Here is a 17,650-nt window from a genome sequence, read left to right as displayed (position 1 = left end):
CACCGGGACAGACAGCGCTCCCCCCCGCGCCCCCGTCTCACCCCGCCCCCATCTCACCCCGCCCCCACCAAGGTGCTCCCCCCACCCCCCAGGAGGAGAATCGGACGGGTCAGCCGAACATCGCCGGACAACGGAGAGGTGGCGGTCGTCATGGCTGAGCATCCGCACGCAGCGCTCGTTCGTAAGGGGTTCGAGGCGTTCGCCCGTGGGGACATGGACACCCTGCGGGATTTGACCGCGATGGATGCCACGCATCACGTGCCCGGTAGTCATCCGCTCTCGGGAGACTTCAAGGGGCAGGACGCGATCATCGACATGTATCAGAGGCTGGGGCAGGAGACCGGCGGGTCGATGCGGCTGGAGATGCGCGGGATCGCCGTCGACGGGCGTGGGCACGCCGTCGGGATGTTCCGGTTCACGGCCGAGCGGAAGGGGCGGCGCCTGGACGACACCGGATGCATCGTGTTCCGGATCGTCGGGGACAAGGTCACCGACCTCGACGAGTGTGTCGCGGACATCGACAAGAGCAACGAGTTCTGGGCGGACTGAAACCCACGGCCTCGGACCCGCCATTCCACAGCCCCACCTCCCACAGCCCCACCTCCCACAGCCCCACCTCCCACAGCCCCATCACCCACCGCTCCACACCTCCACCGCCCCACAACAAAGACCCCGGCCCCCCGCCCTGGGGAAGGGCGAGCGGACCGGGGTCTTCGGTTCAAGCTTTCGGAGTCACGCCCGCGTGGCGAACGCAGGCCGCGCGTGGCTCCTGGGGGCCGGTCGGGAGCGGATGAGAGAGGGCCCGCTCTGGTCCTTCCGGCGGTTCGGTCCCGTGGCTAGACGTACGGAACCGGTCAGATCAGAAGAGGTCAGCCCTGGAGGGAAGCAACCTTCGAAGCAAGCGCCGACTTCTTGTTGGCGGCCTGGTTCTTGTGGATGACGCCCTTGGAGACGGCCTTGTCGAGCGCACGCGCTGCAGCGCGCTGGTACTCGGTGGCCTTCTCGACGTCACCCGCGGCAGCGGCCTCGCGGGCCTTGCGGATCGCGGTCTTCAGGGAGGACTTGACGGCCTTGTTGCGCAGCCGGGCCTTCTCGTTGGTCTTGATCCGCTTGATCTGGGACTTGATGTTCGCCACGAATGAGCCTCTACAGGTTCAGGCACGGGCAAGGAGGATTTTCACGAAGGAAAACCCAGGGTCCCGTACCAGGTGATTTCTCGGAGTTGTGCCTCGCGCTGAGAGGGCATGAGGACACAGCCACTCAGAGTACCAGCGGCTCCACGAGTGGCCCAAACCGGTCGCCGGTCCCCGCCCGTGGGACCATGGAGGCTACGTATCGATCCGACCCGAGACCGCAGACACTGCGGACGCCTCAAGAATCAGGACCCTGCGTGCCCGCGATCCCCAGCCACGTGCCCGAGCCGAGCCGTACCGACCCGGCTCTGATCCGCAACTTCTGCATCATCGCGCACATCGACCACGGCAAGTCCACGCTCGCCGACCGGATGCTCCAGCTGACCGGCGTGGTCGAGCAGCGCCAGATGCGTGCTCAGTACCTCGACCGCATGGACATCGAGCGTGAGCGCGGAATCACGATCAAGTCGCAGGCGGTGCGTCTGCCGTGGGCCCCGACCCACGACAAGAGCAATACGCACATCCTCAACATGATCGACACCCCGGGGCACGTCGACTTCACCTACGAGGTCTCGCGGTCGCTCGCCGCCTGTGAGGGCACGGTCCTCCTCGTCGACGCCGCCCAGGGCATCGAGGCCCAGACCCTCGCCAACCTCTACCTGGCGATGGAGAACGACCTCAAGATCATCCCCGTACTGAACAAGATCGACCTGCCGGCCGCCCAGCCGGAGAAGTTCTCCGAGGAGCTCGCCAACCTCATCGGCTGCCTGCCCGAGGATGTGCTCAAGGTCTCGGCGAAGACCGGTGTCGGCGTGGACGCGCTCCTGGACCGGGTGGTCCGCGACGTCCCCGCTCCGGTCGGTGTCAAGGACGCCCCCGCCCGCGCGATGATCTTCGACTCGGTCTACGACTCCTATCGCGGTGTCGTGACGTACGTCCGTGTCATCGACGGTCAGCTCAACAAGCGCGAGCGCATCAAGATGATGTCGACCGGCGCCACCCACGAGCTCCTCGAGATCGGTGTCTCGTCCCCCGAGATGACGCCGGCCGACGGTATCGGCGTCGGCGAGGTGGGCTACATCATCACCGGTGTGAAGGACGTCCGTCAGTCCAAGGTCGGTGACACCATCACCAGCAAGGACAAGGGCGCCACCGAGGCCCTCGGCGGGTACAAGGACCCCAAGCCGATGGTGTTCTCCGGTCTCTATCCGCTCGACGGCTCCGACTACCCCGAGCTGCGCGACGCCCTCGACAAGCTCCAGCTCAACGATGCCGCGCTGGTCTACGAGCCGGAGACCTCCGCGGCCCTCGGCTTCGGCTTCCGCGTCGGCTTCCTCGGCCTGCTGCACCTGGACGTCATCCGTGAGCGCCTGGAGCGCGAGTTCAACCTCGAACTCATCGCCACCGCGCCGAACGTGGTCTACCGCGTGATCATGGAGGACGGGAAGGAGCACACGGTCACCAACCCGAGCGAGTTCCCCGAGGGAAAGATCGACAAGGTCTTCGAGCCGGTCGTCCGGGCCACGATCCTCGCTCCCAGCGAGTTCATCGGATCGATCATGGAGCTCTGCCAGACCCGTCGCGGCACCCTCCTCGGCATGGACTACCTCTCCGAGGACCGCGTCGAGATCCGGTACACACTCCCCCTCGCCGAGATCGTCTTCGACTTCTTCGACAACCTGAAGTCCAAGACCCGCGGTTACGCCTCCCTCGACTACGAGCCCACCGGCGAGCAGGACGCCCAGCTGGTGAAGGTCGACATCCTGCTCCACGGCGACCGGGTCGACGCCTTCTCCGCGGTCACCCACCGGGACGCCGCGTACGCGTACGGCGTACGGCTTGTCGCCAAGCTGCGCGAGCTGATCCCGCGCCAGGCCTTCGAGATCCCCATCCAGGCCGCCATCGGCTCCCGGGTCATCGCCCGCGAGACCATCCGCGCCATCCGCAAGGACGTCCTCGCCAAGTGCTACGGCGGTGACATCTCCCGTAAGCGGAAGCTGCTGGAGAAGCAGAAGGAAGGCAAGAAGCGGATGAAGATGGTGGGTTCCGTGGAGGTTCCGCAGGAGGCCTTCATCGCGGTGCTCTCCAGCGATGACAGCGCGGGATCGGGCAAGGGCAAGAAGTAACCGCGGGTTACAGACGGTTACCCGTCGAATCGGATGGAAAGGGGTCCGTCGTGCGCAAGTGCGGCGGGCCCTACGCGTGCGTAACGTCGCGCTCTGTACGAAGTGACAGGCCGCCGCCCCTTACGAACGGGTCGGTCGCGCCTTACTCTGATCTCTGCTCGATAGTTACTCGCGAGTTAAACAACAGCCGCAAACCTGAGAGCCGGCCGCACTGCCGCGGGCCCCGGAGGATGTCGTGAGCGACACACAGACACTGATCGAGAACCGCCCGCCGAGTGTGGCGACCCTCTTCCTGGAGCGCGTTGCGAGCACACCGGACGCCGAGGCGTACCGCTACCCCGTCCCGGCCTCCGGCCAGGGCCCGGACGAGTGGAAGTCGCTCAGCTGGGCGCAGGCCGCGGAGCGGGTGCACGCCATCGCGGCCGGGCTGATCGAGCTGGGGGTGCAGCCCGAGCAGCGGGTCGCCCTGGCCTCCTCGACCCGTATCGACTGGATCCTCGCGGACCTCGGCATCATGTGCGCGGGTGCCGCCACGACCACGGTCTATCCGCAGACCAACGCCGAGGAGTCGGCGTTCATCCTCTCCGACTCCGAGAGCCGGGTGCTGATCGCGGAGGACGCGGCGCAGCTCGCCAAGGCGGTCGCGAAGAAGGCCGAGCTGCCCGATCTCACCCACGTGGTCGTGATCGACCCGGCGGGCGTCGAGACCAGCGACTGGGTTCTCACCCTCGCCGAGCTGGAGGCCCGTGGCGCGGCCCGGCTGGAGAAGGACCCGGACCTGATCAAGGAACGGGTCGGTGCGATCAGCAAGGACCAGCTCGCCACGCTGATCTACACCTCCGGCACCACCGGCCGCCCCAAGGGCGTACGGCTGCCGCACGACAACTGGGCGTACATGGCGAAGGCCATCGCCGCGACCGGGCTGATCAGCGGCGAGGACGTGCAGTACCTGTGGCTGCCGCTCGCCCACGTCTTCGGCAAGGTGCTCACCTCCGGGCAGATCGAGGTCGGCCACGTCACCGCCGTCGACGGCCGCGTCGACAAGATCATCGAGAATCTGCCGGTCGTGCAGCCGACGTACATGGCGGCCGTCCCGCGCATCTTCGAGAAGGTCTACAACGGGGTCGCGGCGAAGGCCCGCGCGGGCGGCGGCGCCAAGTACAAGATCTTCCAGTGGGCCGCCGAGGTGGGCCGTGAGTACGCCAAGGCCACCCAGGACAACTTCCGGCGCACCGGGGTCGCCTCGGCGCCCTTCGGACTGAGCGCCAAGCACAAGGTGGCCGACGCGCTGGTCTTCGCGAAGATCCGGGAGGCGTTCGGCGGAAACCTGCGGGCGTGTGTCTCCGGCTCCGCCGCGCTCGCGCCCGAGATCGGGTACTTCTTCGCCGGCGCCGGCATCCACATCCTCGAGGGCTACGGCCTCACGGAGTCCTCCGCGGCCTCCTTCGTGAACCCGGGCGAGGCCTACCGCACCGGTACGGTCGGCAAGCCGCTGCCCGGCACGGAGGTCCGCATCGCGGACGACGGGGAGATCCTGCTGCGGGGCCCGGGAATCATGGAGGGCTACCACGGGCTGCCGGAGAAGACGGCCGAGGTCCTCGAGGCCGACGGGTGGTTCCACACCGGGGACATCGGTGAGCTGTCGCCCGACGGGTACCTGCGGATCACCGACCGCAAGAAGGACCTCATCAAGACGTCCGGCGGCAAGTACATCGCGCCCGCCGAGGTCGAGGGGCAGTTCAAGGCGGTGTGCCCGTACGTGTCCAACATCCTGGTGCACGGCGCTGACCGGAACTTCTGCACCGCGCTCATCGCGCTGGACGAGGTGTCCATCCTGGAGTGGGCCAAGGAGAACGGGCTCGAAGGGAAGTCGTACGCGGAGGTCGTCGCCGCGCCCGTCACCGTCTCCATGGTCGAGGGCTATGTGAAGCAGCTCAACGAGGGGCTTCAGCGGTGGCAGACGATCAAGAAGTTCCGGCTGCTGCCGCGGGATCTCGACGTGGAGCACGGTGAGATCACGCCGAGTCTGAAGCTGAAGCGGCCTGTGGTGGAGCGGGAGTACAAGCACCTCATCGAGGAGATGTACGCGGGCTCTCGCGAGGCGTGAGGGGTGGCGGGGCTGGTCGCGCCCACGCGGCGAAGTCGCATATCGATACAGCCCCGCGCCCCTGAGGAACCTCACCGTTTCTCCAGAAGGCGCCGGAGTTCCTTCACCTGAGTGCGCTGCGATTCCGTCAACTCGTCCTCCAGGGCCGCCAGTCGCTTGCTCACCTCCTCGTAGTCGGCTCGTTGCCGTGCCAGCAGCCGCTCCAGCTGCTGGTTCTTCCTGTGCAGTTCCAGGAACACGCTCACCTTCGCCCGCAGCACCCACGGGTCGAACGGCTTGGTCAGATAGTCCGCCGCCCCCGTCGCGTAGCCGCGGAAGGCGTACCCCGAGTCGTCGTCCGTGCCCGTGAGGAAGATGATCGGGACGTCCTTCGTCTGGTCCAGGCGTTTGATGTTCGCCGCCGTCTCGAAGCCGTCCATGCCCGGCATGCGCACGTCCAGGAGGACCAGCGCGAACCGGCGGCGGAGCAGGGCCTTCATCGCCTCCTCGCCCGAACGGGCGCGGACCAGTGGTTCGTTGAGGGACCCGAGGACCGCCTCCAGTGCGATCAGGTTGTCCTCCATGTCGTCGACCAGGAGGATGCCCGCACCGTCGTCGGTCCTTGCCTCAGCGTTCATGTGACTGCCTCATTCAGTCGTCGGTGGGCTGAACCACCGCCTCCTCGGTCTCGGTCCGCTCCTGCGTCCGGGCGCCCTCGGGGTCCAGGAGGGCGCATACGACGGTCAGCAGCTGGTCGACGTCCACCGGCTTGGGTACGTAGTCGTTGGCGCCGCGCGCGATCGACTTCTCACGGTCTCCGGGCATCGCCTTCGCGGTGAGCGCGACGATGGGCAGACCGGTCCAGCGCGGGGCGCGGCGGATGGCGGCGATGGTCTCGTAGCCGTCCATCTCCGGCATCATGATGTCCATCAGGACGAGCTCGACGTCCGGGTTGCGCTCCAGGGTCTCGATGCCCTCGCGGCCGTTCTCCGCGTACAGGACCGGCATGCCGACGCGGCCCAGCACATGGGTGAGGGCGAAGACGTTGCGGATGTCGTCGTCCACGATCAGCACCCGCCTGCCGGACAGCACCTGGCCCGCCCGGCCCGACTTCCACGCCTCCAGCTTGGTGGGCGCGGGCCACGAGTCCTCGGCGTCGTGGGCGGTCGGACAGGGCTCGGTGGACAGGTCCTCCGGGCTCGGCAGGGAGTGGTCCTCGGTGGTCGGGCCGGTCGCCGTGTGGCCGGGGCCGGCGACGGGGACGTAGAGCGTGAAGGTGGACCCCTTGCCGGGTTCGCTCTCGGCGACGATCCGGCCGCCCAGCAGGCCCGCGATCTCCCGGCTGATGGACAGACCGAGCCCCGTGCCGCCGTACTTGCGGTTGGTCGTGCCGTCGGCCTGCTGGAACGCCTCGAAGATCACCGGGAGTTTCTCCCGCGCGATGCCGATGCCGGTGTCGGAGACCGCGAAGGCCACCACGTCGTCGCTCTCGCGGACGTACCGGCGCTCGGGGTCCTTGATGCGGGTCACGCGCAGTTCGACCCGGCCCGAGGCGGTGAACTTGATCGCGTTGGAGAGCAGGTTGCGCAGGATCTGCTGGAGGCGCTGTTCGTCGGAGTACATCTCGCGCGGCACGGCCTCGCCGACCGCCACCTCGAAGGCCAGCCCCCGGTCCAGGGTGAGCGGGCGGAAGGTGGCGTGGACGTAGTCGAGCAGCTTGATGAGCGGCAGCTTCTTCGGGCGTACGTCCATCCGGCCGGCCTCGATCTTCGACAGGTCCAGGATGTCGTTGATCAGCTGGAGCAGGTCCGAGCCCGAGCGGTGGATGGTCGTCGCGAACTGCACCTCCTGGTCGGAGAGACGGCCGTCCGGGTTGTCGGAGAGCAGCCTCGCCAGGATCAGCAGGGAGTTCAGCGGGGTGCGCAGTTCGTGCGACATGTTCGCCAGGAACTCCGACTTGTACTGCGAGGACGTCGCCAACAGGGCGGCCTTCTCCTCCAGTTCCGCGTTGGAGCGCTGCAACTCCGCCTGCTGCATCTGGAGTTCGTCCGAGCGCTCCTGGAGCTGCATCGCCAGGCGCTGGGACTCGCCCAGCAGGGACTCGGTGCGGGAGTTGGCGATGATGGTGTTGATGGCGACGCCGATGGTGTTCACGAACTGGTCGAAGAACGCCAGGTGGACATCGGAGAAGCGGGAGAAGGACGCCAGCTCGATCACGCCGAGGAGCTTGTCCTCGAAGAGGATCGGGATGATGACGACACTGCTCGGGGCCGCCTCACCCAGCCCGCTGTTGATCTTGATGTAGTCCGGCGGGGCCTCCTCCACCAGGATCCGCTTCTTCTCGCGGGCCGCCTGGCGCACCAGACCGTGGACCGGCATGCCGCCGGTGTCGACGGTCGCGCCCTGCGCCGAGCCGTAGCCCGCGATGAACGCCAGTCCCTTCGCGGGAACGGCGGTGTGCAGCGAGGCTCCGTTCTCGTCCGGGTCGGCCAGGAAGAACGCGCCATACTGGGCGTTCACCAGCGGGGTCAGCTCGCGCAGGATCAGGTCGGCGACCTCCATCAGGTCCCGGTGGCCCTGCATCAGGGCGGCCAGCCGGGCGAGGTTGGACTCCAGCCAGTCCTTGGCCCGGGTCGTCTCGCGGAGATTGGCCACCATCAGGTTGATGTTGTCCTTGAGCTCGGTGACCTCGCCCTGGGTCTCCACGGTGATGGCGCGGGACATGTCTCCCTGGGCCACCGCCGAGGCGACCTCGGCGATCGCGCGGACCTGGGTGGTCAGGTTGGAGGCCAGCTCGTTCACGTTGGTCGTCAGGCGCTTCCAGGTGCCGTACACGCCCTCGACGCGTGCCTGGCCGCCGAGTTGGCCCTCGCTGCCGACCTCACGGGCCACGCGGGTGACCTCGGAGGAGAAGGAGGAGAGCGTGTCGACCATGGTGTTGATGGCGGTCTTCAGCTCCAGGATCTCGCCGCGCGCGTCGACGTCGATCTTCTTGGAGAGGTCGCCGTTGGCGACGGCCGTGGTCACCTGGGCGATGTTGCGGACCTGCGAAGTGAGGTTGTCGGCCATGTAGTTGACGTTGTCGGTCAGGTCCCGCCAGACCCCGGAGACCCCAAGGACCTGGGCCCGGCCGCCCAGCCGGCCGTCGGTACCGACCTCGCGGGCCACCCGGGTCACCTCGTCGGCGAAGGCCCGCAGCTGCTCCACCATCGTGTTGACGGTGTCCTTCAGTTCGAGGATCTCGCCGCGGGCGTCGACCGTGATCTTCTTGGAGAGGTCGCCGTTGGCGACGGCGGTCGTCACCTGCGCGATGTTCCGGACCTGCGACGTCAGGTTCAGGGCCATGAAGTTGACGTTGTCGGTGAGGTCCTTCCAGACGCCCGACACGCCCCGCACCTGGGCCTGACCGCCGAGGTTTCCCTCGGTGCCGACCTCGCGGGCCACGCGGGTGACCTCGTCGGCGAAGGCGGAGAGCTGGTCGACCATGGTGTTGATGGTCGACTTCAGTTCCAGGATCTCGCCCTTCGCCTCGACCGTGATCTTCTTGCCGAGGTCGCCCTGGGCCACCGCCGTCGACACCAGCGCGATGTTGCGGACCTGGGAGGTCAGGTTGTCCGCCATGAAGTTGACGTTGTCGGTGAGGTCCTTCCAGACGCCCGACACGCCCCGCACCTGGGCCCGGCCGCCGAGGTTTCCCTCGGTGCCGACCTCGCGGGCCACGCGGGTGACCTCGTCGGCGAAGGCGGAGAGCTGGTCGACCATGGTGTTGATGGTCGACTTCAGCTCCAGGATCTCGCCCTGCGCGTCGACCGTGATCTTCTGACTCAGGTCACCGTTGGCCACCGCCGTCGTCACCTGGGCGATGTTCCGCACCTGCGACGTCAGGTTCGAAGCCATGAAGTTGACGTTGTCGGTGAGGTCCTTCCAGACCCCGGACACCCCGCGCACCTGGGCCCGGCCGCCCAACTGCCCCTCGGTGCCGACCTCGCGGGCCACCCGGGTGACCTCGTCGGCGAAGGCGGAGAGCTGGTCGACCATCGTGTTCACGGTCAGCTTCAGTTCGAGCAGCTCGCCCGTCGCCTCGACCGTGACCGTACGGGTCAGGTCGCCGCGGGCCACCGCCGTGGTCACCAGGGCGATGTCCCGGACCTGGGCGGTCAGCCGGGAGGCCATGGTGTTGACCGCCTCGGTCACATCGCGCCAACTCCCCGAAAGCCCGGTCGCCTTGGCCCGCCCGCCGAGCCGGCCCTCGGTGCCGACCTCGCGGGCCACCCGGGTCACCTCGCCGGTGAACAGGGAGAGCTGGTCGACCATCTTGTTCACGGCCCGGCCCAGCCGTCGCAGATCACCGCGCAGCTGCCGGTTGCCGTCGTGCAGGTCGACCCGCTGGGTCAGATCGCCGCCGGCCACCGCGTCCAGGACCCGGGTCGCGTTGGCGGCCGGGACCACCAGGGCGTCGAGCAGCTGGTTCACGTCGTTGACCCGGGAGGTCCAGGTGCCCTGCCCCGGGCTGGGGGAGAGCCGTTCGTCGAGCCGGCCGTGCCGCACCAGCTCCCGCTTCACCCGGTTGACCTCACCGGTGAAGTGGACATTGCGGTCCACCAGCTGATTGAAGACAGCCGTCAGTTCGGCCACGATCCCGTCCCCGGACTCCGGCATCCGGCGGAAGGCACCGTCGCGGGCAGCGGTCATCGCGGCGAGCAGGGGACGCAGATCCGATGCTCGAATCCGGTCGGCGTTCTGTCCTTCTTCGAGCACAGGCGTACCACTGTTCTCACTCATGGCGGCCCACTTCGGTAACTCGGCGCTTATGGGCGTGGCCAGTCTGTCACTCTGTCCGCATCGACCGAGGTGTATTCGTCCGAACTGCTCCGGGAGACGGACATGGGGGCCATTCCTGCGCAACGGGAGTCCGTTGCCCGTGCGTCCGATCCGCCCGTGCGGGGCGGCGACGGCACGCTCCCGCACGTCCACGCAGCCTTCCCCGGCGGCCCGCTCGCTCCGGGCTCGGCCCGCGCCCTGTTACGGGCGGCGGTCGCCGAATGGGCCGAACTCGCCCTGCCCGGAACCGAGTTCCTCAGCGACCGGCAGGGCGACGACGCCGTGGTCGTGGTCAGTGAACTCGTCACCAACGCCGTCGTGCACGCGGGCACCGACATCGAGGTGGACTGCCGTCTGGAGCCGCACACCGGCGCCCTCGTCGTCGAGGTCCTCGACCACCACCCCTCCCGCGCCCCTCGCGACGGCGACCCCGAACCCTCGTACGGCACGGCGGAGTACGGGCGCGGACTGCGCCTGGTCGCCGCCCTCGCCGAGACCTGGGGCATCACCTACCGCACCGGCGCCAAGACCGTGTGGGCGCAACTGCCGCCGGGAGGGAAGGACGCCCTCGACGGGCTCCAGGCGTACGCCGGGGAGAAGGCGCGCGAGCGGGGGCTGCGGGTCGCCGCGATACTCGCCCCGGAACCACCCCCCAACCAGGCCCCGGCTCCGGCCCCGCCCGCGTCCCACGGTGAGCCCGACCGGGACTGGCTCGATCGCGGTGCCCTGTCCTTCCTCGCCGAGGCCTCCGACCTGCTCGCCGGGCAGCTCGACGAGAACCTGGTCGCCGCGCTCGCCGGCCAGCTGATCGTGCCGCGGCTGGCCGACTGGTGCGCGGTGTGGCTGGAGGACGAGGTCGCCGGCCGCTGGGGCGCCCCCCGCCCGGGCGAGGACGGGACGGGCTGGGGCGAGGGCGCTGTGTCCGGGCCCCGGCTGGCCCGCGTGTGGCACTGCTCCGAGACCCGGATCGAGGACCTGCGGCAGGCGCTGGAGAAGGAGTCACCGGGCCCCTCGGGGCCGGACCACTCCGGGCCCGTGCCGTTCCCCTGGCCCGGCGAGGCACTGGGCCCGCACGGCACACACGGCTCCGCGCTCGCCTACCGCCTCACCGCAGGCGGCCGCCCGCTGGGCACCCTGGTCATCGGCAGGGCCGGGCTGATCTCCTTCCCCGACGAGATCACCGGGCTCGTCGAGGACCTCAGCCGCAGGGTCGCGCTCGCCATCGGCGCGGCCCGCCAGTACGCACGCCAGGCCACCATCAGCGCGGTCCTCCAGCGCGGTCTGCTGCCCGGCGCGGTCGCCGAGATCCCCGGGGTGCGCAGCGCCCTGGTGTACGAGCCGTACGACAAGGGCGGACCCAGCGGCGACTTCTACGACCTCTTCCCGGCCGGCGACGGCCGCTGGTGCTTCGCCGTCGGCGACGTCCAGGGCAAGGGCCCCGAGGCGGCCGTGGTGATCGGGCTGGCGCGGCCCTGGCTGCGGCTGCTGGCCCGTGAGGGCTACCGCGTCGCCGATGTCCTGGACCGGCTCAACCAGCTGCTCCTCGACGACGCCACGGAGGCCGCCGACGCCGCCGCACGAGCCCTGGCGGCCGCGGGCGGACGTCCCATGAACCCCGGCGACGGCCCGCAGAACCGCTTCCTCTCCCTCCTGTACGGCGAGCTCGCGCCCTTCGACGGCGGAGTGCGCTGCACCCTCGCCTCCGCCGGACATCCGCTGCCGCTGCTGCTCGGCTCGGACGGTGAGGTCCGTACGGCCGCGCGCCCGCAGACCCTGCTCGGGGTCGTCGAGGACGAGACGTACACCAGCGAGACCTTCGAGCTGCGGCCCGGCGACACCCTGCTGTGCGTCACCGACGGGGTGACCGAGCGGCGCAGCGGCCCCCGGCAGTTCGACGACGAGGACGGGCTCGCGGAGGCGCTCGCCGGGTGCGCGGGGCTGGACGCCGAGCTGATCGCGGAGCGGATCAAACGGCTGGTCCACGAGTTCGGGGCACGGCCGCCGGAGGACGATCTGGCGCTGCTGGTGCTGCAGGCGGAGTAGGTGCCCGCGGGGTGCTGGACAATGGAGGACATGCCTTCCGCACTCCCCGACGGCGAACCCGTCCCCGACGACGGCTCACTCCCCGCGTCCGCGCTCACCGGGTCCGCCGACCGCCCTCTCGGCTTCTACCTGCACGTTCCGTACTGCGCGACCCGCTGCGGCTACTGCGACTTCAACACCTACACCGCGACCGAGCTGCGCGGTTCGGGCGGGGTGCTGGCCTCCCGCGACAACTACGCGGACACCCTGATCGACGAGATCCGCCTGGCCCGCAAGGTCCTGGGCGACGACCCGCGCCCGGTGCGCACGGTGTTCGTCGGGGGCGGTACGCCGACGCTGCTGGCCGCCGGGGATCTCGTACGGATGCTGGGGGCGATCCGTGACGAGTTCGGGCTGGCCGCGGACGCGGAGGTGACCACCGAGGCGAACCCGGAGTCGGTGGACCCGGCGTATCTGGCGGCGCTGCGGGAGGGCGGCTTCAACCGGGTGTCCTTCGGGATGCAGAGCGCGAAGCAGCACGTCCTGAAGGTGCTGGACCGCACGCACACGCCGGGGCGGCCCGAGGCGTGCGTGGCGGAGGCCCGCGCGGCGGGGTTCTCGCACGTCAACCTCGACCTGATCTACGGCACTCCCGGCGAGTCCGACGACGACTGGCGGGCGTCCCTGGAGGCGGCGATCGGCGCCGGCCCCGACCACGTGTCGGCGTACGCGCTGATCGTCGAGGAGGGCACGCAGCTGGCCCGTCGTATCCGTCGGGGTGAGGTGCCGATGACGGACGACGACGTGCACGCGGACCGTTATCTGATCGCGGACTCGGTGCTGGCGGAGGCCGGATTCGACTGGTACGAGGTGTCGAACTGGGCTACCTCCGAGGCGGGCCGCTGCCTGCACAACGAGCTGTACTGGCGGGGCGCCGACTGGTGGGGCGCCGGACCCGGGGCGCACTCGCACGTGGGCGGGGTGCGGTGGTGGAACGTGAAGCATCCGGGCGCGTATGCGGCTGCGCTGGCCTCCGGGAAGTCACCCGGAGCGGGCCGCGAGCTGCTCTCGGAGGAGGACCGGCGGGTCGAGCGGATCCTGCTGGAGCTGAGGCTGCGCGAGGGGGCGCCGCTGTCGCTGCTCCGGGAGGAGGGTCTGACCGCCTCTCGGCGCGCGCTGGGGGAGGGGCTGCTCGAGGAGGCGCCCTACGGGGAGGGCCGGGCTGTACTGACGCTCCGGGGGCGGTTGCTGGCGGACGCGGTGGTGCGGGATCTGGTGGATTAGGCGCCTGGTGGGAGATGACTCGGCGGAATTGTGTGGCGGCTGCGGGCCGGTGGGGGCTGGTCGCGCCCACGCGGCGGTAGCCGCACATCGATACAGCCCCGCGCCCCTGAGCAGGTTGCGGCTGCGGTCGGTCACACGCTGATGTAGCTGCACGCCACAACGAACCCGCAGCCGTACGTCCCGCCCGCAGGCTCGCCGCGCGTATCCGCTACGGCGCCGTGACGAAGTCGATCAGTTCCTCCACCCGCCCCAGCAGCTCCGGCTCCAGGTCCCGGTAGGACCCCACCCGTTTCAGGATCGCCTGCCACACCGCGCCCGTGTTCTCGGACGGCCAGCCCAGAGCCTTGCACACGCCGGTCTTCCAGTCCTGGCCGCGCGGTACCCGTGGCCACGCCTCGATGCCCAGGGCCGACGGCTTCACGGCCTCCCAGATGTCGATGTACGGGTGTCCGACGACCAGGGCATGCTCGCTGGTCACCGACGCGGCGATACGGGACTCCTTGCTGCCCGGCACCAGGTGGTCCACCAGGACGCCGAGCCGGGCGTCCGGGCCCGGCGCGAATTCGGCCACGATCGACGGCAGGTCGTCCACGCCCGCCAGGTACTCCACGACCACGCCCTCGATGCGCAGGTCGTCGCCCCACACCTTCTCCACCAGCTCCGCGTCGTGACGGCCCTCGACGTAGATACGGCCGGCGCGGGCCACGCGTGCGCGTGCGCCGGGGACGGCCACCGACCCGGACGCGGTACGGGAGGGTCGTACGGGAGACGCGGCCGTCGGTCTGACCAGGGTCACCACCCGGCCCTCCAGGAGGAAACCGCGTGGCTCCAGCGGGAACACCCGGTGCTTGCCGAAGCGGTCCTCCAGAGTGACCGTGCCCGCCTCGCAGCGGATCACCGCGCCGCAGAAGCCCGTGCCCGGTTCCTCGACCACCAGACCGGGCTCGGCGGGCACCTCCGGCACCGGCTTGGGCTTCTTCCACGGAGGGGTCAGGTCGGCGGAGTACTGGCGCATTCGGATGACGATAGGAGAACCGGCCCGGGGATCACTACGACACGCCGAAACGCGCGGCCAGCGCGTCCCGCTGCGCCCTCACGAACGCCGCGTCCACCACCGCTCCGTGACCGGGCACGTACAGCGCGTCCTCGCCGCCCAGTGCCAGCAGCCGGTCCAGCGCGGCGGGCCAGTGCGCCGGTAGGGCGTCCGGGCCCGCCTGCGGTTCGCCCGACTCCTCGACCAGGTCGCCGCAGAAGACGACCTCCGGGGCGCCGGGCACGAGGACGGCGAGGTCGTGGGCCGTGTGGCCGGGGCCGAGGTTCGCCAGCAGGACCTGGCGGCCGTCGCCGAGGTCGAGCGTCCACTCGCCCGAGACGTGATGCCGGGGCGAGACGAGGGCGTCCACCGCCTCATCGGCCACCGCCGGGTCCAGTCCGTTGCGCACCGCGTCCGCCCGCAGTTCCGCGCGGCCGCGCCGCCCCGCCAGCACCGTCTCCACGCCCACCGCGCCGAACACCTCCGCCCCCGCGAACGCCGCCGCACCGAAGACATGGTCGAAGTGGGGGTGGGTGAGCGCGAGATGGGTCACACGGTGGCCGGCCAGTTCCTCGGCCTGCGCACGCAGCCGGGCACCCTCCGCGAGGCCCGAGCCCGCGTCCACCAACAGGGCCGTGCCCGCGCCGATCACCAGGCCCGCCGTACAGTCCCAGCCCGGCAGCCGGCACCGTCCCACCCCGGCCGCGACCCGCTCCCACCCGAGCTCTTCCCAAGTCACCGTCATACCGCGACGCTAGCCGTACGACCGGTCACGCCAGGACCAGCCTTGCCCAGGGAGTACCCCACCGCCGTACACTGGCCCGGGGACGCTGGCACTCGGGCGGACAGAGTGCCAGGGCAAGGCGCCAAGGGAACGACTTCTGGAGGTGTGCGCGATGCTGAGTGAACGCAGGCTTCAGGTGTTGCGCGCCATCGTCCAGGACTATGTCGGCACCGAGGAGCCGGTCGGGTCGAAGGCCCTGACCGAGCGGCACAACCTCGGAGTCTCCCCGGCGACCGTCCGCAACGACATGGCGGTCCTGGAGGACGAGGGGTTCATCGCCCAGCCGCACACCAGTGCCGGGCGGATCCCGACCGACAAGGGCTACCGGCTGTTCGTCGACAAACTGGCGGGCGTCAAGCCGATGACCGCGCCCGAGCGCCGCGCGATCCAGAACTTCCTCGACGGCGCCGTGGACCTCGACGACGTCGTGGCCCGCACCGTGCGGCTGCTCGCGCAGCTCACGCGGCAGGTCGCCGTCGTGCAGTACCCGTCCCTCACCCGCTCGACGGTGCGGCACGTGGAACTGCTCTCGCTCGCCCCCGCGCGCGTGATGCTCGTGCTGATCACGGACACCGGCCGGGTCGAGCAGCGCATGGTCGACTGCCCGGCCCCCTTCGGCGAGGCCTCGCTCGCCGATCTGCGGGCGCGGCTCAACAGCCGGATCGCCGGGCGGCGGTTCGCGGATGTGCCGCAACTGGTCGAGGACCTGCCCGAAGGCTTCGACGTCGAGGACCGGGGTACGGTCTCGACAGTGCTCTCCACTCTTCTGGAGACGCTCGTCGAGGAGAACGAGGAGCGGCTGATGATCGGCGGCACCGCGAATCTCACCCGCTTCGGACATGACTTTCCCCTCACGATCCGGCCCGTCCTGGAGGCTCTCGAGGAGCAGGTCGTTCTCCTCAAGCTCCTTGGTGAGGCCGGGGATTCGGGCATGACCGTACGTATCGGTCACGAGAACGCCTACGAGGGACTCAACTCCACTTCGGTGGTGTCGGTCGGTTACGGTTCGGGCGGCGAGGCAGTCGCCAAGCTCGGCGTGGTCGGACCGACCCGCATGGATTACCCGGGAACGATGGGAGCGGTACGCGCAGTGGCACGGTACGTCGGACAGATCCTGGCGGAGTCGTAAGTGGCCACGGACTACTACGCCGTTCTCGGCGTGCGCCGCGACGCGTCGCAGGATGAGATCAAGAAGGCGTTCCGTCGGCTCGCGCGCGAGCTGCACCCGGACGTCAACCCGGATCCCAAGACCCAGGAGCGGTTCAAGGAGATCAACGCCGCCTACGAGGTGTTGTCGGACCCGCAGAAGAAGCAGGTCTACGACCTCGGCGGTGACCCGCTCTCGCAGGCCGGCGGCGGTGGCGCGGGCGGCTTCGGGGCCGGTGGGTTCGGGAACTTCTCGGACATCATGGACGCGTTCTTCGGTACGGCGTCGCAGCGGGGTCCGCGTTCGCGCACCCGGCGCGGCCAGGACGCGATGATCCGGCTGGAGATCGAGCTCGACGAGGCGGCCTTCGGTACGACGAAGGACATCCAGGTCGACACGGCGATCGTCTGCACCACCTGCAGTGGTGAGGGCGCGGCGCCGGGGACCTCGGCTCAGACGTGTGACATGTGTCGCGGCCGCGGTGAGGTGTCGCAGGTGACGCGGTCCTTCCTGGGCCAGGTCATGACGTCCCGCCCGTGCCCGCAGTGCCAGGGCTTCGGCACCGTGGTCCCGACCCCGTGCCCGGAGTGCGCCGGCGACGGCCGGGTCCGCTCGCGCCGCACGCTCACGGTCAAGATCCCGGCCGGTGTGGACAACGGCACCCGGATCCAGCTCGCGGGCGAGGGCGAGGTGGGCCCCGGTGGCGGTCCCGCCGGTGACCTGTACGTCGAGATCCACGAACTCCCGCACTCGCAGTTCCAGCGCCGGGGCGACGACCTGCACTGCACGGTCACGCTCCCGATGACCGCGGCCTCCCTCGGCACCAAGGTCCCGCTGGAGACCCTGGACGGCCTGGAGGAGGTCGACATCCGCCCGGGCACCCAGTCCGGCCAGTCGATCCCCCTGCACAGCCGGGGCGTCACCCACCTGCGCGGCGGCGGCCGGGGCGACCTCATCGTCCACGTCGAGGTCCAGACCCCCACCAAGCTGGACCCCGAGCAGGAGCGCCTCCTGCGCGAGCTGGCCAAACTCCGCGGCGAGGAACGGCCCACGGGGCAGTTCCAGCCGGGGCAGCAGGGACTGTTCAGTCGGTTGAAGGATGCGTTCAACGGTCGTACGTGAGCTGGGGGGCGACTGCCGGGGGTCCGGGGGTTGTCCCCCGGGCAGACAGAGTCAGCCGGGCCAGCAGGGACTGTTCAGTCGGTTGAAGGACG

General features: G+C 69.8%; 12 protein-coding genes. 7 read left to right on the top strand and 5 right to left on the bottom strand.

Features of this window, described 5'->3' with window-relative positions:
• The first annotated feature begins 150 nt into the window (after nt 1–150).
• Entirely contained in the window at nt 151–549 is a 399-nt protein-coding gene (locus tag ACIRP7_RS00525) for a nuclear transport factor 2 family protein (RefSeq protein ID WP_403651905.1), read from the top strand.
• A gap of 320 nt (nt 550–869) precedes the next feature.
• Here ACIRP7_RS00525 and rpsT read toward each other — a convergent pair whose 3' ends face one another.
• The gene (gene rpsT, locus ACIRP7_RS00520) at nt 870–1,136 is read right to left on the bottom strand and encodes a 30S ribosomal protein S20 (protein ID WP_125193247.1); all 267 of its coding nucleotides are present in this window, start codon (nt 1,134–1,136) and stop codon (nt 870–872) included.
• A gap of 254 nt (nt 1,137–1,390) precedes the next feature.
• On the opposite strand from rpsT, the gene lepA reads away from it, so the two are divergent.
• The gene (lepA, locus tag ACIRP7_RS00515) at nt 1,391–3,259 is read left to right on the top strand and encodes a translation elongation factor 4 (protein WP_403651902.1); all 1,869 of its coding nucleotides are present in this window, start codon (nt 1,391–1,393) and stop codon (nt 3,257–3,259) included.
• 235 nt (nt 3,260–3,494) lie between these two features.
• A complete protein-coding gene (locus ACIRP7_RS00510) occupies nt 3,495–5,366 on the top strand; it encodes an AMP-dependent synthetase/ligase (RefSeq protein ID WP_403651900.1) in 1,872 nt (623 codons plus the stop codon).
• A gap of 71 nt (nt 5,367–5,437) precedes the next feature.
• On the opposite strand, the gene ACIRP7_RS00505 is transcribed toward ACIRP7_RS00510, so the two are convergent.
• Both ACIRP7_RS00505 and ACIRP7_RS00500 read right to left on the bottom strand, forming a co-directional pair.
• Entirely contained in the window at nt 5,438–5,983 is a 546-nt protein-coding gene (locus ACIRP7_RS00505; RefSeq protein ID WP_403651897.1) for a two-component system response regulator, read from the bottom strand.
• A 13-nt stretch (nt 5,984–5,996) separates the two neighbouring features.
• The gene (locus ACIRP7_RS00500; protein WP_403651895.1) at nt 5,997–10,127 is read right to left on the bottom strand and encodes a HAMP domain-containing protein; all 4,131 of its coding nucleotides are present in this window, start codon (nt 10,125–10,127) and stop codon (nt 5,997–5,999) included.
• 102 nt (nt 10,128–10,229) lie between these two features.
• Between ACIRP7_RS00500 and ACIRP7_RS00495 the strand changes: the two genes are divergently transcribed.
• Entirely contained in the window at nt 10,230–12,209 is a 1,980-nt protein-coding gene (locus ACIRP7_RS00495; protein ID WP_403651893.1) for a SpoIIE family protein phosphatase, read from the top strand.
• Nucleotides 12,210–12,239: 30 nt separating this feature from the next.
• Complete coding sequence (gene hemW / locus ACIRP7_RS00490) at nt 12,240–13,472, top strand: radical SAM family heme chaperone HemW (RefSeq protein WP_403651890.1); 1,233 nt, start codon at nt 12,240–12,242, stop codon at nt 13,470–13,472.
• A gap of 208 nt (nt 13,473–13,680) precedes the next feature.
• Here the strand turns inward: hemW and ACIRP7_RS00485 are convergent, their stop codons facing one another.
• On the bottom strand, nt 13,681–14,487 hold the full coding sequence (locus tag ACIRP7_RS00485) for a DUF3097 domain-containing protein (RefSeq protein ID WP_403651887.1): 807 nt from the start codon (nt 14,485–14,487) through the stop codon (nt 13,681–13,683).
• 34 nt (nt 14,488–14,521) lie between these two features.
• Nucleotides 14,522–15,250: an MBL fold metallo-hydrolase gene (locus ACIRP7_RS00480; RefSeq protein WP_403651885.1), complete on the bottom strand. Its 729-nt coding sequence runs from the start codon at nt 15,248–15,250 to the stop codon at nt 14,522–14,524.
• Between the two features lie 151 nt (nt 15,251–15,401).
• Here ACIRP7_RS00480 and hrcA point away from each other — a divergent pair, with 151 nt between their 5' ends.
• On the top strand, nt 15,402–16,418 hold the full coding sequence (gene hrcA / locus ACIRP7_RS00475) for a heat-inducible transcriptional repressor HrcA (protein ID WP_007381950.1): 1,017 nt from the start codon (nt 15,402–15,404) through the stop codon (nt 16,416–16,418).
• Nucleotides 16,419–17,558, top strand: coding sequence for a molecular chaperone DnaJ (gene dnaJ / locus ACIRP7_RS00470; RefSeq protein WP_403651882.1), 1,140 nt, complete (start codon nt 16,419–16,421; stop codon nt 17,556–17,558).
• Nucleotides 17,559–17,650: the final 92 nt, after the last annotated feature.

The sequence above is a fragment of the Streptomyces sp. NPDC102270 genome (assembly GCF_044766405.1).
GTDB lineage: Bacteria > Actinomycetota > Actinomycetes > Streptomycetales > Streptomycetaceae > Streptomyces.
This window is presented reverse-complemented; position numbering and strand designations above follow the sequence as displayed.